The 22,729-nt window shown below is 68.6% G+C and carries 16 protein-coding genes; 11 read left to right on the plus strand and 5 right to left on the minus strand.

The window, feature by feature from the left end; genetic code table 11:
* Positions 1-3: 3 nt before the first annotated feature.
* The 11 genes from KYC_RS18920 (at position 4) to KYC_RS18970 (ending at position 12,455) form a co-directional block, all read left to right on the plus strand.
* Positions 4-870: an ATP-binding protein gene (locus tag KYC_RS18920; RefSeq protein ID WP_008165321.1), complete on the plus strand. Its 867-nt coding sequence runs from the start codon at positions 4-6 to the stop codon at positions 868-870.
* Positions 863-1,825 (plus strand): Nudix family hydrolase, encoded by a 963-nt coding sequence (locus KYC_RS18925; protein WP_008165322.1) that lies wholly within the window; start codon positions 863-865, stop codon positions 1,823-1,825. The genes KYC_RS18920 and KYC_RS18925 overlap by 8 nt, the downstream gene beginning before the upstream one ends.
* A 181-nt stretch (positions 1,826-2,006) precedes the next feature.
* The gene (locus KYC_RS18930; protein WP_008165323.1) at positions 2,007-3,425 is read left to right on the plus strand and encodes an amidase; all 1,419 of its coding nucleotides are present in this window, start codon (positions 2,007-2,009) and stop codon (positions 3,423-3,425) included.
* 186 nt (positions 3,426-3,611) lie between these two features.
* Positions 3,612-5,066 carry an ABC transporter substrate-binding protein gene (locus KYC_RS18935; RefSeq protein ID WP_008165324.1) on the plus strand — a complete coding sequence of 485 codons (1,455 nt, stop codon included), beginning with the start codon at positions 3,612-3,614 and terminating at the stop codon, positions 5,064-5,066.
* A gap of 1 nt (position 5,067) precedes the next feature.
* Positions 5,068-6,192 carry an ABC transporter ATP-binding protein gene (locus KYC_RS18940; protein ID WP_008165325.1) on the plus strand — a complete coding sequence of 375 codons (1,125 nt, stop codon included), beginning with the start codon at positions 5,068-5,070 and terminating at the stop codon, positions 6,190-6,192.
* A complete protein-coding gene (locus KYC_RS18945) occupies positions 6,189-7,133 on the plus strand; it encodes a carbohydrate ABC transporter permease (RefSeq protein ID WP_008165326.1) in 945 nt (314 codons plus the stop codon). The genes KYC_RS18940 and KYC_RS18945 overlap by 4 nt, the downstream gene beginning before the upstream one ends.
* Positions 7,123-8,022 (plus strand): carbohydrate ABC transporter permease, encoded by a 900-nt coding sequence (locus KYC_RS18950; RefSeq protein WP_008165327.1) that lies wholly within the window; start codon positions 7,123-7,125, stop codon positions 8,020-8,022. Before KYC_RS18945 ends, KYC_RS18950 begins: the two co-directional genes overlap by 11 nt.
* A 13-nt stretch (positions 8,023-8,035) precedes the next feature.
* The gene (locus tag KYC_RS18955) at positions 8,036-8,947 is read left to right on the plus strand and encodes a DUF6963 family protein (protein ID WP_008165329.1); all 912 of its coding nucleotides are present in this window, start codon (positions 8,036-8,038) and stop codon (positions 8,945-8,947) included.
* A gap of 4 nt (positions 8,948-8,951) precedes the next feature.
* Positions 8,952-9,614, plus strand: a complete 663-nt coding sequence (locus KYC_RS18960) for a TetR/AcrR family transcriptional regulator (protein ID WP_008165330.1) — start codon at positions 8,952-8,954, stop codon at positions 9,612-9,614.
* A gap of 17 nt (positions 9,615-9,631) precedes the next feature.
* On the plus strand, positions 9,632-11,131 hold the full coding sequence (locus tag KYC_RS18965; protein WP_008165332.1) for an N-acyl-D-amino-acid deacylase family protein: 1,500 nt from the start codon (positions 9,632-9,634) through the stop codon (positions 11,129-11,131).
* Between the two features lie 73 nt (positions 11,132-11,204).
* Positions 11,205-12,455: a D-amino acid dehydrogenase gene (locus tag KYC_RS18970; RefSeq protein ID WP_008165334.1), complete on the plus strand. Its 1,251-nt coding sequence runs from the start codon at positions 11,205-11,207 to the stop codon at positions 12,453-12,455.
* A 16-nt stretch (positions 12,456-12,471) separates the two neighbouring features.
* Here the strand turns inward: KYC_RS18970 and KYC_RS18975 are convergent, their stop codons facing one another.
* The 5 genes from KYC_RS18975 to KYC_RS18995 form a co-directional block, all read right to left on the minus strand.
* Positions 12,472-13,446 carry a Bug family tripartite tricarboxylate transporter substrate binding protein gene (locus KYC_RS18975; RefSeq protein ID WP_043518903.1) on the minus strand — a complete coding sequence of 325 codons (975 nt, stop codon included), beginning with the start codon at positions 13,444-13,446 and terminating at the stop codon, positions 12,472-12,474.
* Positions 13,447-13,642: 196 nt separating this feature from the next.
* Positions 13,643-15,121 (minus strand): efflux transporter outer membrane subunit, encoded by a 1,479-nt coding sequence (locus KYC_RS18980; protein ID WP_008165337.1) that lies wholly within the window; start codon positions 15,119-15,121, stop codon positions 13,643-13,645.
* Entirely contained in the window at positions 15,118-18,231 is a 3,114-nt protein-coding gene (locus tag KYC_RS18985) for a multidrug efflux RND transporter permease subunit (RefSeq protein WP_008165339.1), read from the minus strand. Before KYC_RS18985 ends, KYC_RS18980 begins: the two co-directional genes overlap by 4 nt.
* Positions 18,228-21,326, minus strand: coding sequence for an MdtB/MuxB family multidrug efflux RND transporter permease subunit (locus tag KYC_RS18990; RefSeq protein ID WP_008165341.1), 3,099 nt, complete (start codon positions 21,324-21,326; stop codon positions 18,228-18,230). The genes KYC_RS18985 and KYC_RS18990 overlap by 4 nt, the downstream gene beginning before the upstream one ends.
* Positions 21,327-21,338: 12 nt before the next feature.
* Positions 21,339-22,616: an MdtA/MuxA family multidrug efflux RND transporter periplasmic adaptor subunit gene (locus KYC_RS18995; protein ID WP_008165343.1), complete on the minus strand. Its 1,278-nt coding sequence runs from the start codon at positions 22,614-22,616 to the stop codon at positions 21,339-21,341.
* Positions 22,617-22,729: the final 113 nt, after the last annotated feature.

The raw sequence follows: 22,729 nt of genomic DNA on the forward strand, positions 1-22,729 counted from the left end.
GACATGACGGCCAACGAGTTCACCAACCTCATCCAGCGCGCCGAGCGCGTGCTGGCGCAGCTGGAGGCCTTCCTGCCTCCGGCCACGCCCGAGATCGACTGGACGGCCCACGCGTTCCGCTGGCGCAAGCGCGGCGCGCGCGGCTGGCTGGACGCCGTGCGCCATGTGGCGCGCATCGACCTCGAAGACCTGCAGCACATCGAGCGCCAGAAGGCCACCATCGACCGCAACACGCTGCAGTTCCTTGAAAACAAGCCCGCCAACAACGTGCTGATGACCGGCGCCCGGGGCACCGGCAAGAGCTCGCTGGTCAAGGCCATGCTGGCCGCCTATGGCGACCGCGGACTGCGCCTGATCGAAGTCGACAAGTCCGACCTCGGCGACCTGGCCGACATCGTGGAGCTGGTCGCCTCGCGCCCGGAACGCTTCATCGTGTTCTGCGACGACCTGTCCTTCGAGGAAGGCGAAGCCGGCTACAAGGCGCTCAAGTCCGTGCTGGACGGCTCGGTGTCGGCCTCGGGCGACAACGTGCTGATCTACGCCACGTCCAACCGGCGCCACCTGATGCCGGAATACTTGAGCGAGAATCTGCAGGCCAAGCACCAGCCCGACGGCGAGATCCATCCGGGCGAAACCGTCGAAGAAAAAATCTCGCTGTCCGAGCGCTTCGGCCTGTGGCTGTCGTTCTACCCGTTCAAGCAGGACGACTACCTGGACATCGTGCACCACTGGCTGCGCGAACTGGGCTGCCCCGAAGCGCAGATCGAACCCTCGCGCACCGAGGCGCTGCAATGGACGATCGAACGCGGATCGCGGTCTGGCCGCGTGGCCTATCAGTTCGCACGCGACTGGGCGGCCCGCCATGTCTGAGAAGATCGTCGACGTCGCCGCTGGCCTGATCCTGCGTCCCGACGGCAAGCTGCTGCTGGGGCAGCGCCCCGAAGGCAAGCCGTGGTCGGGCTGGTGGGAACTTCCCGGCGGCAAGCTCGAACCCGGCGAGACCGTACTGGAAGCGCTGGCGCGAGAACTGCAGGAAGAAATCGGCATCCGCGTCACGCAATCGCGTCCCTGGGTCACCTATGTGCACGTCTATCCGCACACCACCGTGCGGCTGGCGTTCTGCCACGTCACCGGCTGGGAAGGCGAACCGCAAAGCCTGGAGAACCAGCGCCTGGAATGGGTGGACCCGGCCAACGCGGCCTCGGTGGGCGACCTGCTGCCCGCCACCCTCCCCCCGCTGCGCTGGCTGCAGCTGCCCACCACCTACGGCATCAGTTCCGTCGGCTCGCGCGCCGGCATCGCGCCGTTCCTGGGCCGGCTGGAAGCCGCGCTGGCGCGCGGCGTGAAGCTGGTGCAATTGCGCGAACCGCAATGGCCGGACGGCGTCGGCGCCAGTTCGCTGCACGAAGTCCTGCAGCAGGCCCTCAAGCGCTGCCGGGCGGCGGGCGCGCGCCTGCTGGTCAACAGCATCCACCCCGCCGCATGGTGGAAGGAAGCCGACGGCGTGCACCTGCGCACGGCGGACGCGGCGCGGCTGACCGCCCGCCCCGACCTGCCCAAGACCGCACTGGTGGGCGTGTCCGCGCACGACAACGCCCAGGTCGTGCATGCCCGCGACCTCGGCGCGGATTTCGCGGTGCTGGGCCCGGTGCTGGATACGCCCAGCCACCCCGGCGCGCCGACGCTGGGCTGGGATGGTTTCGTGCAGGGCAACCGCGACGCGGGCATTCCGGTGTTCGCGCTGGGCGGGCAATCCACCCAGACCGTATCGCAGGCGCTGCGCCATGGCGCGCACGGCATTGCGGGAATACGCGGCATCCTCTGACCCTCCCGCTTCGGCAAGACGAAACGGCCCATGCCCAGCATGGGCCGTTTCATTTCCGGACCGGGAAATCGCGCATAGACCGAATCGGCGCGGCGATGCACCCTTCTCCCCGGGCCCCCCGCAAGCCGGCGGGCCAACGTGGGCCTGGCGGGCAGGTTCATGGCATCAACCTGAGGAAAACATGTCTGAAATCGCATTTGCCACGCTGGGTGAACTGGCGACGGGCCTGGCCCAGGGCCAGTACAGCTCGGTGGAATTGACGCGCCATTTCCTGGACCGCATCGCCCAGGCCAACCCGGCGCTGGGCGCCTTCGTCAGCGTAGACAGCGCCGGCGCCCTGCGGCTGGCGGAAGCCGCCGACGCGCGCCGCCAGTCGGGCTACGGCCTGCTCAGCCCCCTGGACGGCGTGCCGGTGGCGGTCAAAGACTTATGCGACATCCAGGGGCAAATCACCACGGCGGGCTCCGAAGCCTGGCGCGACCGCCGCAGCGGCGTCACCGCCACCGCCGTCTCCCGCCTGCTCGACGCGGGCATGGTGATGCTGGGCAAGACCCACATGGTCGAATTCGCATTCGGCGGCTGGGGCACCAATCCTGTCATGGGCACGCCGCGCAATCCCTGGGATTTGCAGCAGCCGCGCGTGCCCGGCGGATCGTCCAGCGGATCCGGCGTGGCCGTCGCCGCCGGCCTGGCGCCCGCCGCGCTGGGGTCGGACACGGGCGGCTCGGTACGGATTCCGGCCGCGCTGAATGGCGTGACCGGCCTGAAGACCTCGCGCGGACTGATCAGCCTTTACGGCGCGGTGGCGCTGTCGACCACCCTGGATACCCTGGGCCCGCTGACGCGCGACACCCGCGACGCGATGCTGCTGACCGCGCTGATGGCAGGCCCCGATGCGCAGGATCCCCTGACGCTGGGCGTGCCGGCCTTTCAATTCCGCGAACCCGCCCCCGGCGAGCAGCCGCTGCGCGGCGTGCGCATTGCCCTGATGCCGCTTTCCCAGCACCCCATCGCCGTAGACGCCGACGCGTTGTCCGCGCTGGACGACGCGCGCCGCGTGCTCGCCGGCCTGGGCGCCGAAGTGGCGGAGACGCCCTTCCCCTTCGACTTCCGCGAGATGATGCAGCGCAACGGCCAGATCATTGCGGCCGAGGCCTACGCCGTCCACCGCGGCTATATCGAAGACCCCGCGCAACCCATTGGCCAATACGTGCGCGCCCGCGTGCTGTCGGGCAAAGACCTGTCGGCCGCCGACTACATCGCCGCCCTGCAGGCGCACGCCCAGGCGCGCCGGGACTGGCTGGACTGGATGAGCGACTTTGACGCGGTGCTGACGCCCAGCGCACCCTTCGGCGCGCGCCGCCTGGAAGAAGTCGACGAGGCGGCCACGCCGCTGGCCGCCTTCACGCGTGCGGGCAATTACGTCAACGCGTCCGGCCTTGCCCTGCCCGCCGGCTTCACCGCCAACGGACTGCCGCTGGGCGTGCAATTGCTGGGCAAGCCCGGCGCCGAAGGCGTGCTGGGCCGGATCGGCATGGCATTCCAGGCCGTGACCGACTGGCATCGCCAAAGTCCGGACCTGAAGGCGGTCGGGCTGTAGGCCGGCCGCCGCGGTCAGACAGCGCGCGGCGCACGCCTGCCGCGCGCGCTTCTCATTCCTAGGGAAACTCCCCTCTTGCTGCTGGCATTGCCAAGGGAATATCTTGAACGCCAAATGTGACCACGTAGTCACACGCCTCCGCTGCACCCTCTCTTTGTCGTCGTTTCAACTACAAGGAAGTCCAGCATGCCCCAGCGTTCTCTCCTCGACAGCCAGACCTGCCGCCCCGGCCCGGAGTCTCCCGGCCAAGCCGATCCCGCCCGGCGCGATTTCCTGCTGCGCGGCGCCGCAGGCCTGGCCGGGGCAGCCGGCTTGGCGGCCGGCGGCTGGCCCCTGCGGGCGCTGGCCCAGGCGTCCCCGCCGTTGACGTTCGCATTTTGGCCCTGGGGCAGCGAAATCGTGCAGCAAGGCGCCGCGAGTTTCTCGCAGGACACCGGCGTCCCCGTGAACCTGTCGCCCATTCCCGGCGACTACGCTGCGGTGCTGGAAACTCAGCTTGCCGCCAAGGCCCCGCTGGACATGTTCTATGCACAGCGCGGACAGGCCTCGCGCTGGTACGCCGCCGGCTGGATCCGGCCCATCGACGACATGCCCGGCCTGGCCGACATCCAGAAGCAGATGTTCCCCGGCATCGTCGAGGACGCCAAGGCGACCGACGGCCGCTATCTGGGGCTGACCTATTACAACGGCGGGCCGTTCGCCCTGTTCCGCAACGAACAGATGCTGGGCGAGGCGGGTTTCGGCGGCACAGCCAACGCGGCCGACTATCCGCAGGACTGGGCCACCGTCGAAACGCAGGCGCGCGAAATCAAGAAGAAGGGTCTGGCAGAGCATCCCATGCTGATGCCCTGGTACAACGCGTGGACCGGCCTGCCCTGGGCGCTCATCGCCCAGTGCTTTGCCGAGGGCGAACGCTTCGTGGACGGCGAACTGCGCGCGACGTTCGGCGCCGACACGCCGCTGGCCAAGGTGCTGGCCGACTGGAAGCGCTGGTGGGACGACGGGCTGGTGCAGCGCGCCGTGCTGACCTGGTCTGGCACCGAGACCTCCAGCTCGTGGATGAAGGGCCTGCACGCCTTCCACCTGAACATCGACTACTACAGCTTCAATTACAACGACCCGGCCAAGAGCAAGATCGCCGCCTGGTCCAGCTACAACCCGGTCGTGCCGGGCGCCACACACGACACCGTGCTGGTGGGCCACGCGCTGCTGTGCATGTCCACCCGCAAGCGCAGCGACGCCGAGCAGGCGGCGCTTTGGGAGCTGGTCAAGCATTTCGGCTACCGGGACAAGGCGGGCCAGCTCACCACGCACAAGAACTGGATCGCAAAGGCCAACCTGGAAGTGCCGTTCCCGGAGCTTTACAGCGATCCGGCCAGCAAGTCCGCCATCATGAAATGGATGTATCCGGGCCATCCCGAACAGGTATACCAGTGGCTGTTCCAAGGCCGCGAAAAGGCCGTTGCGGCCAACATCCTGAAGGCGCCCTGGTATCAGGAATGGGACACGGGCATGCACGAGATGATCGCCCAGGACCTGCTGATCAAGGGCTCCAAGACGCCCGCACAGGTGGCGACCGAACTGCGCGCCCGCTGGGACGCGCTCCACAAGAAGTACGCCAAGATCCTGAAGCGGAGCTGATATGGCCAGCGTCACCCTGCAAGGCATCCAGAAAGCCTATTCCCACTTCCAGGCCGTGCGCTCGCTGGACCTGAACATCCAGGACGGCGAATTCGTGGTGCTGCTGGGCCCGTCCGGCTGCGGCAAGACCACCACGCTGAACATGATCGCCGGCCTGGACACCCCCACCGGCGGCGAGATCCGCATCGCCGACCGGCGCGTGGACCAGGTGCCGCCGCACCGGCGCAACGTGGCCATGGTGTTCCAGAGCATCGCGCTGTATCCGCACATGACCGTGCGCGAGAACATCGGCTTTCCGCTGCGCATGCAGAAGATGCCGGCGGCGCAGGTGCGCGCCCGGGTCGATCAGGCCGCCAGCCTGCTGCGCGTGGAATCCATGCTGGACAGAAAGCCCTATCAGCTGTCTGGCGGACAGCGCCAGCGCGTGGCTATCGGCCGGGCGGTGGTGCGCAACCCTGACCTGTTCCTGTTCGACGAACCCTTGTCCAGCCTGGACGCCAAGCTGCGCACGGACATGCGGGTGGAGCTCAAGCGCCTGCACCGCACGCTGCAAGCCACCTTCATCTACGTCACGCACGATCAGGTCGAGGCGATGACGCTGGCCGACCGCATCGCGGTGATGTCCGGCGGCAACCTGCTGCAGTTCGCCGATCCCGACACCATCTACCGCCGTCCCGCCAACATGGAAGTGGCCGACTTCATCGGCAATCCCGGCATGAACTTCCTACGCGGGACGCTGGAGGCGCACGAAGGCGCCCCCGTGCTGGCGACCCAAGCCGGCCGCTACGTGCTGCCGCCCGCGCTTGCCGCCGCGGCGCGCGGACTGCCCGCCGGCAGCGCTGCCGCGATCGGCATCCGGCCCGAAGCCATCAGCCTCGCGCCGCTGGCGGACGACGGCCTGCTGCTGCAAGGCCGGGTGTGGGCCGTGGAACCCGTGGGCTCCGACCAGTTCGTGGACGTCGTGGCGGGCGACGGCGACGACGGTCCGCGCCTGCGCGCCCGCCTGTCGCCCGAACGCCGCCATGAAGTCGGCGCGCCGATTTCCCTGGCGCTGCCTGCTGCGCGACTGTACTTGTTCGACGCCCAGGGATTGCGGGTGTACGGCGGCGAGGAGCCGCGATCATGAATACCGCCAGCCTGGCTCCCGCCCGCCCGGTCCTGGCCCGGCAGGGCGGCAAAGAAATGTCGGACCTGGGCTTTGCGATGACCGTGATCGTCGCGGTGTATGCGCTGAATACGCTGATCATCGGCGTGCCGCTCGGCTATTCGTTCTGGCTCAGCCTGCACGACACCAACGCCATCCTGCGCACAGAGGAATTCGTGGGCGCGGACTTGTACGGCGAGGTGCTTGGCGACCCTGCCGTCATCGACGCGATCTGGCGCAGCCTGGGCTTCGTAGCGATGTGCGTGGCCGGATCGTTCGCCGCCGCATTGGGCATCTCGCTGGTGCTGAACGAAGAGATGCCGCTGCGCGGACTGGTGCGAGGGCTGGCCCTCCTGCCCTGGGCCATGTCCCAGGTCGTCACCGCAACCGTGTTCTCGTTCCTGCTAAACCCCAGCTTCGGCGCGCTGACCGGCCTGCTGGCGCCGCTGGGCCTTGCCAACGCAGCCACTGTCTGGCTGTCCAGCGAGTGGGCGCTGTTCTGGGTGGCGCTGGCGTTCGTCTGGCACGTCGCGCCGCTGGGCAGCTTCTTCTACCTGGCCGCACTGCAGACCATTCCGCGCGACCTCTATCGCGCGGCGCGGGTCGACGGGGCGGGTCCGCTCTCGCGCTTTCGCCACATCACGCTGCCGCACCTGAAGCACACGACCCTGATCGTGCTGGTGGTGATGACAGTGGAGGCCGTGCGCCAATTCGACCTGCTCTTCTCGCTGACGCGCGGCGGGCCGGGCACGTCCACGCAGATCCTGCCGCTGCTGATCTTCCGCTACAACTTCGAGTTTTCGAAGTACGGGCTGGCGTCTGCCGCGGCGTTCCTGCTGACCGTGCTGTCGCTGCTGCTGGCCACCGCCTACTTCATGCTGATCCGCAAGAAGCGCCCACAAGGAGACTCCCATGCGAAATGACGCTGCGCAGGTCACCGGCGAAGGCTGGCGGCCCTGGCTGGTCGGGGCAGGCGTGGTCCTGGTGGCGCTATGGAGCCTGTTCCCGATCTACTGGACGCTGAAGGCGTCCTTCATGGACGAGTCCGCCATCATCATGGGCGTTGCGCACAATACGGGCGGCTACACGTTCGACAACTACCTGCGCGTGCTGGGCCTGTCCAGTTCGGACTCCATCTTCGGCGGCCAGACCAAGGCCATCATGACGGGCTTCGTGAACAGCGCACTGGTGGCGCTGCCGGCCGCGGCCGCCGGGACCGCCATCGCAACGCTGGCGGGGTACGTGCTGGGCCGGTTCGAATTTCCGTTCAAGGGGCCGCTGCTCTACGTGCTGCTGGCCTCGCGCACCCTGCCTCCCATCGCGCTGTTGATTCCGTACTACGTGTTCTTTGCCGCCATCGGGCTGGCGGGCAGTCTGTTCGGGCTGTGGGTCGTTTACCTGACGGCCGTGATCCCGCTGCTGTCCTGGGTGCTGATGGGCTATTTCTCGTCACTGCCCGTCGAAATCGAGCGCGCCGCGCGCATGGACGGCTGCACGCGCTGGCAGATGCTGCGCCACGTCACCCTGCCGATGGCGCTGCCCGGTATCGCCGCGGCCTTCATCATCGCCTTCCTGGTGGGATGGAACGATCTGCTTTTCGCCATCGTGCTTACGGGCGGCACCGCCGCGCAGACCCTGTCCGCGTCGCTCCTCGGGTTGTCGCCGCTGATGCCGGGCTTTCGCGCCGACCTGGGGCTGTTCGCCGCGGCCAGCATGCTGGCCGCCCTGCCGCCGCTGGCCCTGGCCATGCTGTTCCAGCGTTTCATCACCAACCTGAACATCGTCGACCCCGTGACGAGCAATACGGACTAGGAGCTGCTGACCGATGACGATAGGCGTAGCGGCATATGGCCCGGGCGCTGGCGCGGCGGTGCGGAAGGCGGCGCTCGCCGCCGAGCTGCTGGGCCACGGCGCCATCGGCGGATTTGCCGTGTTCGCCATCCTGGATGCGGACGGCCGCGTGCGGCGATCGGCCTGCCAGCGCGGCGGTGTGGCGGCGCTGGACCTGCCCGCCGAGTGGCTGGACGCCCGGCACGCCGCGCTGATCGAAAGCGGTCCCGACCGGCCCGAACCGCTGTCGCAGTTTCTACCAGGCGCCGACGGCATTGGACTGGCCACCGGCCACCGGCTGCCCAACCGACCCGGCGCGGACGGCACGCCCCTGAACGCGGCAGCCTTGCGCCTGATGGCGGCGGGCATGTCCGCCGCGGACGCAGTCGGGCGGGTGCTGCAGGCGAACCCGGAGGTCGACGCCGGCCTCATCGCGCTTTCGGCCACGGGCGAGATCGGCTGGGGCAACACGCCGCGCGTAGCGCGGCGGCCCGACCAGGGGCAGGCGTGGCGCGACAACGGCGCGTGCCGGCTGGCGGTGCTGCACAACTCCATCCACCCCTGCGCGCCGCTGGCCGACGCGATGGCCGACCTGGCCTGGCATGCCCTGTCCGGCGTATCGGGCGCCTGCCGCGCGCTGTTCCTGCCCGTCTCCGTCGCGATCACCCCAGCCGCTCGCGACCGCGTGCTGGTGGACGGACAAGGCCGCATCCTGGCCATCGAGCAGGCCGACCCGTCCCTTCCGGCGTCCCCGCGCCGGGGCAATGCGGCTTATCTGGGCAGCGAAGTCTGGCAAGATGGCAGGCGGATCGGCCACACCATCAGCGAACTCATCGTCGACATGGCCGACGGACGGGTGTCCGGCGCGCCAGACCCCGCCCGATCCCTCATCATCATGAAGGAATAGGCCTATGTCCCGCCGTGAGAATACCGAGCGACTGATATTGCAAGCCCTGGAAGCCCAGATCCTGGAAACCGGCATGGGCGGCGTCGGCATCAATGCCATCGCCAAGCGCGCCGGCGTCAGCAAAGAGCTCATCTACCGGTACTTCGACGGCATGCCCGGACTGATGCTGGCCTGGATGCAGGAGCAGGACTTCTGGACGCGCAACCCGGGTCTGCTGGCGGCGGACGAATCCAGCCAGCGCACCCCGGGCGAACTGGTGCTGTCCATGCTGCGCGCCCAGATCGACGCGCTGGCCAGCAATGAAACGCTGCGCGAAGTGCGCCGCTGGGAACTGATTGAACGCAACGAAGTATCGGCGCCGCTGGCCGAGCGCCGCGAACGCGCCGCACGCGGCTTCATTGACCGCGTCGACGGCCTGGCGCCCGACGTGGACATGCCCGCCGTCGTCAGCGTCATGCTGGCCGGCGTCCTGTACCTGATGCTGCGCGCCAAGACCGAATCCCACTTCCTGGGGGTGCCGCTGCGCACGCCCGAAGGCTGGGACCGGATCAACGGCGCGCTGGAACACTTGGTGGCCCAGGGCTTTCCGCCGGCCCTGAACACCGAATCTCTTGCCAACCTGGAAGCGCGCCGTCCACCCCGGCCGGCCGCCCCGCCCGAAACCTGACCCCCAACCCAGCAGCCATGCCCGCGCATCCCGAACAGCAGGACTACGACATCATCATCACCGGCGGCCAGGTGGCCGACGGCCTTGGGGGCCCCGCCCGCCGCGCCGACCTTGCCATCCGGGGCGAGCGCATCGCCGCCATCGGCGATGGGTCGGCATGGCGCGCGCGGCGCCGCATCGACGCCACGGACAAGGTGGTGTCGCCGGGCTTCATCGACTGCCATACCCACGACGACCGTGCGCTGCTGGGCGATCCGCTCATGCGCCCCAAGGTCAGCCAGGGCATCACCACCGTCGTCACGGGCAACTGCGGCATCAGCCTGGCTCCGGTCAGCGCGCCGGGCGACGCCGTGCCGCCGCCGCTGAACCTGCTGGCCAAGCATCCCGGCGAACTCTACGGCCACATGCGGGACTACGTAAAGGCGCTGGAGGATGCGCCCGCGGCCGTCAACAGTCTGGCGCTGGTGGGCCATTCCAGCCTGCGCGTATCCGCGATGAGCCGCCTGGACCGCCCCGCCGACAAGGCGGAGATCGCCGCGATGCGCCACGCGCTGGACCAGTCCATGGCCGCCGGTGCGGCAGGGCTTTCCACCGGCCTGTATTACCCCACCGCCATGCACGCCAGCACCGAGGAAGTGATCGGCGTGGCCGAGCCGCTGTCGTCGTGGCGCGGGCTGTACACCACCCATCTGCGCGACGAGGCCGATCACGTCTGCGATTCCATGGAAGAGGCCTTCCTGATCGGACGCGCCGCCGACGTGCCCGCGATCCTGTCGCATCACAAGGTCACGGGCAAGAACAACCACGGCCGCACCGCCGAGACCCTGGCGCTGTACGACCGCGCCCGGGCGAATCAGCCGCTGGGCATGGACGTGTATCCCTATTCGGCGTCGTCCACCATCCTGGAACCGCGCCGCGTCGGCGCCGGCGAAAAAATCATCGTGACGTGGTCGCAGACCCGCCCCGAGATCCAGGGCGTGGATCTGCGCGAACTGGCCGCACGCGAGGGCAAGGATCCCACCCGACTGGCCGAAGAACTGTCGCCCGGCGGCGCCATCTACTTCTCGATGGACGAAGACGACGTGAAGCGCGTCATCAGCCACGGCAGCGTGATGATCGGCTCCGACGGCCTGCCGCATGACCAGCGTCCGCACCCGCGCCTGTGGGGCGCCTTCTCGCGCGTGCTCGCCCGCTATGTGCGCGAAATGCGCGTGCTGGGCATGGAAGAGGCGATCCGCCGCATGACCAGCCTGACTGCAGCGCAATTCGGACTGAAGGACCGCGGAGTGCTGCGTGCCGGATGCCTTGCCGACGTGGTCGTGTTCGATCCGCACACCGTTGCCGACATGGCCAGCTTCGCCGAACCCACCCTGCCGTCCTCCGGCATCCACGCGGTGCTGGTCAATGGCGTGCTGGTCGAGGAAAACGGCGCCGCGACGGGCGCCCGCCCCGGCCGATTGCTGCGCGGCGAAGACCGCGCCGCGCCGGGATTCGAATCGCCCGCCTGGGCGGCCTGACGCGCCGCTCCGGGCGGCTCCCTCTCTTTAACCCGGCGCGCCGCGTCCCTGCGCGGCGCGCGATTGGAACACCATGCACATCGTAGTCATCGGCGCGGGAGTGGTCGGCATGACCACCGCCTATTTTCTGCACCGCGAGGGCCATCGCGTCACCGTGGTGGACGCCGGCTCCAGCCCGGGCCAGGCCACCAGCATGGCCAACGGCGCGCAGCTCAGCTACAGCTTCGTTGCACCGCTGGCCGATCCCGCCGTGCTTCCCCGGCTGCCCTCGTGGCTGCTGGGACGGGACACGCCGCTGCGATTCCGCCCCCGCCTGGACCCCGACCAGTGGCGCTGGAGCCTCGCCTTTCTACGTGCGTGCACGCGCTCGCGCAGCCGGTCCACCACGCGGGAGCTGCTGGCGCTGGGCCTCTACAGCCGGCATTGCGTCCATGACCTGGTGCGGCAGGAGCGCCCGGATTTCGATTTTTCGTCGTCCGGCAAGCTGCTGGTCTACCAGGACGCCGCGGCCTACGAGCACGCGCTGTCGCAGCGCGATTACCAGGCCACGCTGGGCTGCGAGCAGCGCGTGATGGACCGCCAGGCCTGCCTGGACATGGAGCCTGCGCTGGCCGACATCGGCGCCAGCATCGCGGGCGCCATCTACACGCCGACCGAAGACGCGGGCGACTGCCAGCGTCTGTGCACGGAACTGGAACGCATCCTGCGCGCCGCGCCGGATCCCGTGCAATTCCACTTCAATACGCCGGTGCGGGCCTTGCGATCCGAACGCGGCCGCGTGGTAAGCGCGGCCACGGCCGCCGGCGCCATCGACGCCGACCACTACGTGCTGGCCAACGGCGTGGGCGCGCAGTCCCTGGCCCGGCCGATGGGCATGGACCTGCAGATCTATCCGCTCAAGGGGTACAGCCTGACATACGACCTGACGCCGGAGAGCATCGCGCCCAGCGCCAGCATCAGCGACATCCGGCGCAAGGTGGTCTATGCCCGGCTGGGCCAGCGGCTGCGCGTCGCCGGCATGGTTGATATCGGGACGGGCGGCGCCGCCATCGACCCTGCGCGCGTGCGCAGCCTCGAACGCGACGTGGCCAAATTTTTCCCGCGCCTGAATCCGGCGGGCGCGCCCCGCGCCTGGGCAGGCCTGCGTCCGGCACGCCCCGACGGCAAGCCTTTGATCGGGACCACGCCCTACCGCAATCTGTGGCTGAACACCGGCCACGGCGGCCTGGGATTCACCCTGGCCGCCGGCAGCGCGCGCATGCTTGCCGATCTGATGCGGGGCCGCGATCCCGCCGTCGAGGCGGCGGCCTTCGCCCTGCAATAGGCGCCGGCCGCGGCACTCAGTCCGCTTTGATGCCGCTGTCCCGGATCAGCTTGCCCCACTTGTCGCGTTCTTTCACTTCGAACGCGGCCAGGTCGGGGCCGAACATGTTGCCTGGCGTCGCGCCGCCTTGCGCCAGCGACTTCTGCAGATCGGGGGACTTCAGCGCCAGTTTCATCGCAGCGATCAGCTTGTCCACCACCGGCGCCGGCGTGCCGCGCGGCGCGTACAGGCCCGACCATGCAGTGACCTCGAAACCCGGCAGTCCCGCCTCCGCCATCGTGGGCAGGTCGGGCGCGGCGGGGCTGCGCTCGGCCGACGTTACCGCGATGCCGCGCAGGCGGTCGCCCGCCTTCAGCGCGCCCATGGAGCTGGGCAGGTTGTCCATCAGGATGTCGACCTGGCCGCCGATGACGGCGGGAATGGCGGCAGAGGAGCCTTTGAACGGTACGTGCAGCATCTGCAGCCCCGCCATTGACTCGAAGTACGCGCCTGTCAGGTGCACCGACGAGCCAATGCCCGGCGATGCGTAGGAAAACTTGCCGGGGTCTTTCTTGACCGCCTTCATCACGTCTTCCAGGTTGCGCCATGGCGAGTTGGCGGCCACCGCCATGACATTGGGCGTGGAAGCGATCATGCCCAGCGGCACCAGGTCGGTGGCGGGATTGAAGCCGATGTTGCCGTACAGGAACTGGTTGACGCTCTGCGTGCCCACCGAGCCCAGCACGATGGTGTAGCCGTCCGGGTGGGCCCGCGTGGCGGCCGCAACACCCAGGTTGCCCGCCGCGCCCGGTTTGTTCTCAACCACGATGGATTGGCCCAGCGCGGGCCGCATGTGCTCGGCAATGGTGCGCGCGAAGATGTCCGTGGTTCCGCCCGGCGGGAACGGCACGATCAGCGTGATCGGCCGCGCGGGCCATTCCTGCGCGGACACCGCCGCCGCTCCCAACGCCAGCGCGGCCACTGCCGTCGCGCCTGCCCAGCGTCCTGCCATGGCGGCTGCCCGCCCACGAGATAACCAGCCCATCCTCTTCCCCTTCGCTTTTTCGCGTGTTCGATTGATCAAACGGAATTCGGTGCGTCGTTACTGCGCGCTAAAGTGACCGATTGGTCACTTTGACGGCATTAAGAACCCGCACCGTTGGCTTGTCAATGAATGCGAGGGGGGTTTAGGCGTAATCCCTAGGCGTTCAGTCCGCGCGCGCGGTCTGCTCCGCCGGCAGGCCTTCCCAGCCGCCGCCCAGCGCGACGATCAGGTTGACGCTGGCCACCAGGCGGCTGCCCAGCAAACTCAGGGCATTGCGTTCGCTGTTGAGCGCCGTGGCGTCGACCACGGCCACGCTCAGGTAGTCGACCAGGCCGGCTTTGTACTGGTTCTGGATCAGGCGCAGCGATTCGCGCGCGGATTCCAGCGCGCGGCGCTGCACGATCTGCTCTTGCTCCATGACGCGCAGCTGGATCAGGTAGTCCTCGACCTCGCGCAGGCCGGTCAGCGCGGCCTGGCGGTAGGCGGCCGCCTGCGAGTCGTACGAGGCGCGGGCCTGTTCAACCTGGGCCTCGCGCGCGCCGCCGTCGAATATCGTCAGGGCCAGCGCCGGGCCCAGCGACCAGAAGCGGGCGGGCGCCGTCAGCAGGTCCGCGAACTCGCCGTTGCGGAATCCGCCGTCCGCCGACAGCGTCAGGCTGGGAAACCACGCGGCCTGCGCCACGCCGATCTGCGCATTGGCGGCGGCGGCCCGGCGTTCGGCGGCGGCAACGTCGGGACGGCGTTCCAGCAGTTCGGACGGCAGGCCCACCGGTATCTGCGGCAGCTGCAGCGCGAACACCGTGGGCGGCAGGCTGAACTGCGACGGCGCCTGGCCCATCAGCACGGCGATCGCGTGCTCGTACTGCCCGCGCTGCCAGTCCAGGTCGATGGACTGCGCGCGCGTGCTCTCCACCTGCGTGCGCGCCACGGCTACGTCGGCCTGGCCGGCAACGCCAACCTCGTAGCGGTTCTGCGTCAGCTGCAGCGACTTTTCATAGGCCGCCACGGTGGCGTCCAGCAGCCGCTTCTGCTCGTCCAGGACGCGCAGCTGCAGGTAGGTCTGGGCCAGCGCCGCCTGGGCGCTCAGCCGGGTCGCGCCCAGGTCGGCCAGGCTGGCGGCCGCACTGGCTTCCGACGATTCGACGCTGCGGCGCACGCGGCCCCAGACGTCCAGTTCCCAGCTGACGCTGCCCGTCAGCGAGTACTGGTTGTACACATTGCTGCCCGACGAGGACGACGACGAACCGTTCTGCCCGCCGCTGCCCGCCCGTGTCATGCCGGCGCCCGAGCTGACGGTGGGATAGAAGCCGGAACGCGCGCCGCGCACCAGTCCAAGCGCCTGACGGTAGTTGGCCTCGGCCTGCGCAATCGTCTGGTTGGATGCGTTCAGGCGGTCCACCAGGCCATTGAGCACGGGATCGTCGTAGACCTTCCACCAGGCGCCGCGGTCGGCGTCGTCGCGCGGCTGCGCGGGTTTCCAGCCGGGCACTTCGGCCTGGCCTTCCTTGTAGGCCTCGCCCACGTCCAGCGCCGGGCGCTGGTAGTCGGGTCCGACCGCGCAGGCGCCCAGCAGCGCGCACAGCGCAAGCGTGACCGCGGCGCGGGGGAAGAAGGCGAAGGGGTACGGCTTGGGTCGGGTCATGTGCGTTCTATGGAAGCGGGCGCTCCGCCTTTCGGGGCGCGCCGGCGCGCGGCCCACAGGCGGAAGCGGTCCAGGTAAAGATAGACCACGGGCGTGGTGTACAGCGTCAGGATCTGGCTCAGCACCAGGCCGCCCACGATGGTAATGCCCAGCGGCTGGCGCATTTCGACGCCCGCGCCGGAGGCCAGCACCAGCGGCAGCGCGCCGAAGATGGCCGCCATGGTCGTCATCATGATGGGGCGAAAGCGCGTCAGGCAGGCCTGGAAGATAGCATCGCGCGGCGTCATGCCGTGATGGCGTTCGGCATCCAGCGCGAAATCGACCATCATGATGGCGTTCTTCTTGACGATGCCGATCAGCAGGAACACGCCGATCAGCGCGATCAGGGTGAAATCGTAGCGCACCAGCAGCAGCGCCAGCAGCGCGCCCAGTCCGGCGGAAGGCAGGGTAGACAGGATCGTGAGCGGGTGGACGAAGCTCTCATACAGGATGCCCAGCACGATGTACATGGTGACCAGCGCCGCCAGGATCAGCCAGGGCTGCTGCGACAGCGTCTGCTGCAGCGCCGCCGCCGTCCCCTGGAAGCCGGCCTGGATCTGGTCGGACGGCAGGCCGATGCGCGCCACCGCGTTGTCGATCGCGGTGGTGGCCTGCCCCAGCGACACGCCGGGCGCCAGGCTGAACGACACCGTGTCGGCCACGAACAGGCCCTGGTGACTCACGCTGAGCGGCGCGTTGGCATTCTCAAGTTTGGTGAAGGCGGACAGCGGTACGCGGGCGCCGTCCGCGGTGATGACCTCGACCTGGCGCAGCGATTCGATGTCCTGCGCGAACTTCGGGTCCACGCCCAGCACCACGTGATACTGGTTGAGCGGCCCGTACATCACCGACACCTGGCGCTGGCTGAACGAATTGTTCAGCACCGTGGAGATCGTGGACATGCTGACGCCCAGGCGGGTCGCGGCTTCGCGGTCGATCACCAGGTTGATTTCGCGGCCGCGGTCCTCGACGTCGGCATCGACATCGGTGATCTCGGGAATCTTGGCCATGGCCTGCTGCACCTTGGGCATCCAGGTGCGCAGCAATTGCAGGTCGCCCGACATCAGGGTGTAGTCGTAGGAACCCTGGCTCTGGCGCCCGCCAATCCGGATGTCCTGCTGCGACACCAGGAACATGCGCGCGCCCGGCATGTTCTGCAGCTTGGCGCGCAGGCGGTTGATGACCGTGTCAGCCGACACCTTGCGCTCTTCCAGGGGCTTGAGCTGGATCTGCATGAAGCTGCTGTTGCTGCCCCCGCGTCCGCCCGCGTAGCCCGTCATGCTTTGCACGGCCGGATCGGCCAGCACGACCTTGCGCAGCGCCTCCAGCTTGGGCAGGGTGGCCTGGAACGAGGTGCCCTGGTCCACGCGGAAGAAGCCCAGCAACTGCCCCGTATCCTGCTGCGGGAAAAAGCCCTTGGGCACCACGGTGTACAGGTAGACGTTCAGGCCGACCGCGATCGCCAGCGTCAGCATCATCAGGCGGCCATGCGCCAGCGCCCAGCGCAGCGACACGCGGTAGCCGTCCAGCATGGATTCGAAGACGCCGGCGGACCAGCGCGCCAAGCGCCCGGGCGGCTTTTCTTCCTTGGGCTCGGGGCGCAGCAGGCGCGCGCACATCATGGGAGTGAGGGTCAGCGACACCACCAGCGACACCATGATGGCGGCCGAGAGCGTCACGGCGAACTCGCGGAACAGGCGCCCGACCACCCCGCCCATCAGCAGGATGGGGATGAACACGGCCACCAGCGACAGGCTCATGGACAGCACCGTGAAGCCCACTTCGCGAGAACCGCGCAGCGCGGCGCGCATCGGCGACATGCCGTTCTCGACGTGGCGCATGATGTTCTCCAGCACCACGATGGCGTCGTCCACCACGAAGCCCGTCGCCACGATCAGGGCCATGAGCGAAATGGTGTTCAGCGTGTACCCGCACATATACATGATGCAGAACGTGCCGATCAGCGACACGGGCACCGCCACGCTGGGGATGATGGCCGCGCGCCAGCGGCGCAGGAACAGCAGCACCACCAGCACGACCAGGCCGACCGCGATGATCAGGGTCAGTTCGGCTTCGTGCAGCGATGCCCGGATGCTGGGCGTGCGGTCTTGCGCGACCGTCATGGTTACGTCCGCGGGCATCAGCGCCTGCAGCACGGGCAGCTGCGCGCGCACGGCGTCCACGGCCTCGATGATGTTCGCGTCCGCCTGCCGCCGCACGACCATCAGGATCGCGTTGCGCTCGTTGTAGAAACCGGTCTGGTACAGGTCTTCGACCGAGTCCTCGACCTTGGCGACGTCCGACACGCGCACCGGCCGGCCATCGCGCCAGGCGACGATCAGCGGGCGGTATTGTTCGGCGCGGTTGAGCTGGTCGCTGGCCATGATCTGCCAGTGGTAGCGGTCGTTTTCGAGCACGCCCTTGGGCCGGTTGGCGTTGGCGTTGGACAGCGTGGCGCGCAGCTCATCCAGCGACACGCCCTGGTTGGCCAGCGCCCCGGGCAGCACGGTGACGCGCACGGCAGGCAGCGAGCTGCCGCCCACGGTGACCTCGCCCACGCCGTCCACCTGCGACAGCTTCTGCGCCACGATGGTGGACGCCAGGTCATAGAGCTGGCCCTGGCTGAGGGTGTCGGACGTCATCGCCAGCGTCATGATGGGCGCGTCCGACGGATTGGACTTGTGATACGTGGGATTGCTGCGCAGGCTGGTCGGCAGTAGCGAACGGGCCGCGTTGATCGCCGCCTGCACGTCGCGCGCCGCGCCGTTGATGTCGCGCGACAAGTCGAACTGCAGCGTGATGCGGGTGGAGCCCTGCGAGCTGCGCGACGTCATTTCGGTCACGCCCGCAATGCTGCCCAGCGACCGCTCCAACGGCGTCGCCACGCTGGACGCCATGGTTTCCGGACTGGCGCCCGGCAGGCTGGCCGACACCGAGATGGTGGGAATATCCACCTGCGGCAGCGGCGCCACGGGCAACAGGAAGAACGCAAGCAGGCCGGCCAGCACGACCGCCAGGCTCAGCAGCGTGGTCGCCACCGGCCGGACGATGAAGGGCGCCGACAGGATCATCGGGCGTCTCCGGCCGGCGCCTCGGCCACGCCGCGCCAGCGGCGCGACATGCGGTCGAACATCAGGTAGATGACCGGCGTGGTGAACAGGGTCAGCACCTGCGACAGCAGCAGGCCGCCCACCATGACCAGGCCCAGCGGCTGGCGCAGTTCAGCGCCGGTGCCGGTGGACAGCATCAGCGGCAAGGCGCCGAACAGGGCCGCCAGCGTGGTCATCAGGATGGGGCGAAAGCGCAGCAGCGCCGCTTCGTGGATGGCCGCGCGCGGGGCCAGGCCGCGCTTGCGCTCGGCGTCCAGCGCGAAGTCGATCATCATGATGGCGTTCTTCTTGACGATGCCGATCAGCAGGATGATCCCGATGATGCCGATCATGTCGAGCTCGGTGCCGCTGATCAGCAGCGCCAGCAGCGCGCCGACGCCAGCGGACGGCAACGTGGACAGGATGGTGATGGGATGGATGTAGCTTTCGTACAGCACGCCCAGCACGATGTACATGGTGACCACGGCCGCCAGGATCAGCCACAGCGTGCTGGACAGCGAGTTCTGGAACGCCAGCGCCGCGCCCTGGAAGCGCGTTTCCACGGCGGCGGGCATGCCGATTTCGGCTTCGGCCGCGGTGATGTTCTGCACGGCGTCGGACAGCGACGCGCCCGGCGCCAGGTTGAACGACACCGTCACCATGGGGAACTGATCCAGGCGGTTGACGGCCAGCACCGTCCTGCCTTCGCTGATGCGCGCCACGGACGACAGCGGCACCTGCGCGCCCGTTGACGTCGGCACATGGATCTGGCCCAGCGAGCCGGGCGACATCTGGAACTGCGGCTGCACCTCCAGCACCACGCGGTACTGGTTGGACTGCGTGAAGATCGTGGAGATCAGGCGCTGTCCGAAGGCGTTGTACAGCGCCTCGTCGATCACGGCGGCCGTGATGCCCAGGCGCGAGGCGGCATCGCGGTCGATCTCGACCCAGGTCTGCAGGCCGTCGTCCTGCAGGTCGTCCGCCACGTCCACCAGGCCCGGCACGCTGCGCAGGCGGTCGACCAGCTTGGGCGTCCATTCGCTCAGCACCTTCAGGTCGGGGTTGGACAGCGTCATCTGGTACTGCGTGCGGCTCACGCGGTCTTCGATGGTCAGGTCCTGCACGGGCTGCATGTAGACGGTCAGGCCGTCCTGCGCGCTCAGCGCGTCCTGCAGACGCGCCATCACCGTGCGCAGGTCGCCGGTGCGCTCGGCCTGCGGCTTGAGCGATATCTGCATGCGGCCGGCGCTGAGGGTGGCGTTGCTGCCGTCCACCCCGATGAAGGACGACACGGCCTGGACGTCAGGATCCTGCAGCACCAGCCGCGCGGCGGCCTGCTGGCGTTCGGCCATGGCGGGGAACGAGATGGACTGCGGCGCCTGGGTGATGGCCTGGATCAGCCCGGTGTCCTGCTGCGGGAAGAAGCCCTTGGGCACGACCATATACAGCAGCACGGTCAGCGCGAATGTCGCCAGCGCCGCCACCAGGGTCAGCGTCTGGTGGCGCAGCACGACCTGCAACATGCGGTCGTAGGCGGCGATGACGCGGTCGATGAAGGCGCCCGTGGCCTGATGGAAGCGCCCGTGCTTCTGTTCGGATTCCGAGCGCAGCAGCCGCGCGCACATCATGGGCGTAAGCGTCAGCGACACCACCAGCGAAATCAGGATGGACACCGCCAGCGTGATCGCGAATTCGCGGAACAGGCGGCCCACCACTTCCGTCATGAACAGCAGCGGAATCAGCACGGCGATCAGCGAGAACGTCAGCGAAATCAGCGTGAAGCCGATCTGCGAGGCGCCCTTGAGCGCCGCCTGCATGGGCTTTTCGCCGTCTTCGATGTGGCGCGCGATGTTCTCGATCATGACGATGGCGTCGTCCACCACGAAGCCGGTCGCGATGGTCAGCGCCATCAGCGTCAGGTTGTTGATGGAGAAGCCGGCCAGGTACATGATGCCGAAGGTGCCCACCAGCGACAGCGGCACCACCACGCTGGGAATCAGCGTGGCCGTCAGGCTGCGCAGGAAGACGAAGGTGACCATGACCACCAGCCCCACCGCCAGCAGCATTTCGAACTGAACGTCGGCGACGGAGTCGCGGATGGTCTGGGTGCGGTCGGACACCACGCTCAGGTCCAGCGTGGCGGGCAGCGCGGCTCGCAGCTGCGGCATCAGCGCCTGGATCCGGTTGACCACGTCGATCACGTTGGCGCCGGGCTGGCGCTGGATGTTCAGCAGGATCGCGGGCTTGTCCCCGACCCACGCGGCCTGGCGAGTGTCTTCCGCGCCCTCGACGGCGCGCGCCACGTCGGCCAGGCGCAGCGGCGCGCCGTTCTTGTAGGCGATGATCAGGCTGTTGTAGTCGGTGGGCGTCTTGAGCTGGTCGTTGGCGTTGATCGTGGTGGACCGCTGGGGCCCGTCCAGGTTGCCCTTGGGCTGGTTGACGTTGGCGCCGACGATGGCGGTGCGCAAGTCCGACAGCGACAGGCCATTGGCCGCCAGCGCCTGCGGATTCACCTGCACCCGCACCGCGGGCCGCTGACCGCCCGCCACGCTGACCAGGCCCACGCCGGGAATCTGCGACAGCTTCTGCGCCACCCGCGTATCGACCAGATCGCGCACCTGCGGCAGGGGCATGGTGGGCGAGGTGATCGCCAGCGTCAGCACCGCCGCGTCCGCCGGATTCACCTTGTTGTAGGTGGGCGGCACCGGCAGGTCCGAAGGCAGCAGGTTCGACGCCGCGTTGATCGCCGCCTGCACCTGCTGCTCGGCCACGTCCAGCGGAAGGCTCAGGTTGAACTGCAGGGTGATGACCGAAGCGCCGCCCGAACTGGTGGACGACATCTGGTTCAGGCCCGGCATCTGTCCAAACTGCCGCTCTAGCGGCGAGGTCACCAGGGACGTCATCACGTCGGGGCTGGCGCCGGGATACAGCGTCACCACCTGGATCGTCGGGTAGTCGACCTCGGGCAGCGCGGAGACGGGCAGAAAACGGTAGGCGATCAGGCCGGCGATCAGGATGGCCACCATCGACAGCGTGGTGGCCACGGGGCGCAGGATGAACAGACGCGACGGGCTCACGGGCTTTCCTGCTTACTTGGCGGTCGGGGTCGTGCCGGCCGGGGCGCCGGGGCCCAGCGTCTTGTCGCGGGTGGCGGGGATGACTTGCTCGCCGCCCACGATCTCGACCTTGGCGCCGGCGCGCAGCCGGTCGGTGCCTTCGGTGACGACGCGATCGCCGGGCTGCAGGCCTTCATTGACGGCCACCATGCCGCTGTTGATGGCGCCCAGCTTCACCTGGCGCACGGCCACCGTGTTGTCGGGCTGCACCAGGAACACGAACGCGCCCGCCGAACCCTGCTGGATCGCCGCCGTGGGAATGGCGGTCGCGTCCTTGCGGGTCAGCACGTGCAACCGCACGTTGACGAACTGGTTCGGGAAGAGCGCGTCGTCGGTGTTGTCGAACCGGGCCTTGAGCTTGAGCGTGCCGGTCGCGACGTCGATCTGGTTGTCCAGCGTTTCCAGCTTGCCCGTGGCGATGCGGCGCGTATCGGCCCGGTCGTAGGCCTCGACCGCCAGCGTCCTGCCGGCCGCGAGTTCGGCGCGCACTTCGGGCAGCTGCGTTTCGGGCAGCGTGAAGACCACCGAGATGGGCTGGGTCTGGGTGATGACAACCAGGCCGTTGGTGTCCGAACTGGACACGAGGTTGCCGCGGTCGACCTGGCGCAGGCCTAGGCGGCCGCTGATCGGCGCCGTGATGCGCGCGTAATCCAGTTGCAGCTTGGCGTTGTCAACATTGGCCTGGTCGCTCTTGACCGCGCCTTCGTATTGGCGCACCAGTGCGGCTTGCGTGTCCACCTGCTGCCGGGCGATGGAGTCCTGCTTGAAAAGCGCCTGGTAACGCTGCAGGTCGCGGCGGGCGTTTTCCAGCTGCGCAAGGTTCTGCATCTGTGTGCCGCGGGCCTGGTCCAGCGCCACCTGGAACGCGCGCGGATCCACCTGCGCCAACAGGTCGCCGGCCTTGACCTGCTGGCCTTCCTGGAAGGCCACCTCCACGAGTTCCCCGCTGACGCGGCTTCTGACGGTAACGGTGTTGTAGGCGGTGACGGTGCCGAGCGAGCGCAGGAAGATGTCGATGTCCTGCTGGGCTGCCGTGGCGACGCGCACCGGCACGGCCATGTTCGCCATGGCGGCCGCCATGGGGGGCCGGCCGCCGGGGCGCGCCCCCGCTCCGCCCGGGCCGCCTTGCTTGGCCGAGGGCCGCAGCGCCAGCCAGGCGACGCCGGCCACGACGAGCACCAACAGCGCCAGCCCGACAATGCGGCGGCGGCTCCAGCGGGAGGGTTGGGAAACAGGACGGCTATCGGACATGGAAACGGTTCCGGCACACTCGGAGAAAGCCGTATTGTCTACTAGACCGTCCCGGTTTCGGCCGGCGGGCCGTCAAGCTGAAACTACCCGCAACAGGAATCAGGCCAGCGTCA

The sequence above is a fragment of the Achromobacter arsenitoxydans SY8 genome (genome assembly GCF_000236785.1).
GTDB classification, from domain to species: Bacteria; Pseudomonadota; Gammaproteobacteria; order Burkholderiales; family Burkholderiaceae_B; genus Achromobacter; species Achromobacter arsenitoxydans.

What these genes read in the sequence shown, in the direction of transcription:
- KYC_RS18930 (WP_008165323.1), top strand. Translation starts at nt 2,007, where the DNA reads ATGTCTGAAATCGCATTTGCCACGCTGGGTGAACTGGCGACGGGCCTG.
- KYC_RS18920 (WP_008165321.1), top strand. Translation starts at nt 4, where the DNA reads ATGACGGCCAACGAGTTCACCAACCTCATCCAGCGCGCCGAGCGCGTG.
- KYC_RS18965 (WP_008165332.1), top strand. Translation starts at nt 9,632, where the DNA reads ATGCCCGCGCATCCCGAACAGCAGGACTACGACATCATCATCACCGGC.
- KYC_RS18975 (WP_043518903.1), bottom strand. Translation starts at nt 13,446, where the DNA reads ATGGCAGGACGCTGGGCAGGCGCGACGGCAGTGGCCGCGCTGGCGTTG.
- KYC_RS18940 (WP_008165325.1), top strand. Translation starts at nt 5,068, where the DNA reads ATGGCCAGCGTCACCCTGCAAGGCATCCAGAAAGCCTATTCCCACTTC.
- KYC_RS18950 (WP_008165327.1), top strand. Translation starts at nt 7,123, where the DNA reads ATGCGAAATGACGCTGCGCAGGTCACCGGCGAAGGCTGGCGGCCCTGG.
- KYC_RS18985 (WP_008165339.1), bottom strand. Translation starts at nt 18,231, where the DNA reads ATGATCCTGTCGGCGCCCTTCATCGTCCGGCCGGTGGCGACCACGCTG.
- KYC_RS18960 (WP_008165330.1), top strand. Translation starts at nt 8,952, where the DNA reads ATGTCCCGCCGTGAGAATACCGAGCGACTGATATTGCAAGCCCTGGAA.
- KYC_RS18935 (WP_008165324.1), top strand. Translation starts at nt 3,612, where the DNA reads ATGCCCCAGCGTTCTCTCCTCGACAGCCAGACCTGCCGCCCCGGCCCG.
- KYC_RS18995 (WP_008165343.1), bottom strand. Translation starts at nt 22,616, where the DNA reads ATGTCCGATAGCCGTCCTGTTTCCCAACCCTCCCGCTGGAGCCGCCGC.
- KYC_RS18925 (WP_008165322.1), top strand. Translation starts at nt 863, where the DNA reads ATGTCTGAGAAGATCGTCGACGTCGCCGCTGGCCTGATCCTGCGTCCC.
- KYC_RS18970 (WP_008165334.1), top strand. Translation starts at nt 11,205, where the DNA reads ATGCACATCGTAGTCATCGGCGCGGGAGTGGTCGGCATGACCACCGCC.
- KYC_RS18945 (WP_008165326.1), top strand. Translation starts at nt 6,189, where the DNA reads ATGAATACCGCCAGCCTGGCTCCCGCCCGCCCGGTCCTGGCCCGGCAG.
- KYC_RS18980 (WP_008165337.1), bottom strand. Translation starts at nt 15,121, where the DNA reads ATGACCCGACCCAAGCCGTACCCCTTCGCCTTCTTCCCCCGCGCCGCG.
- KYC_RS18955 (WP_008165329.1), top strand. Translation starts at nt 8,036, where the DNA reads ATGACGATAGGCGTAGCGGCATATGGCCCGGGCGCTGGCGCGGCGGTG.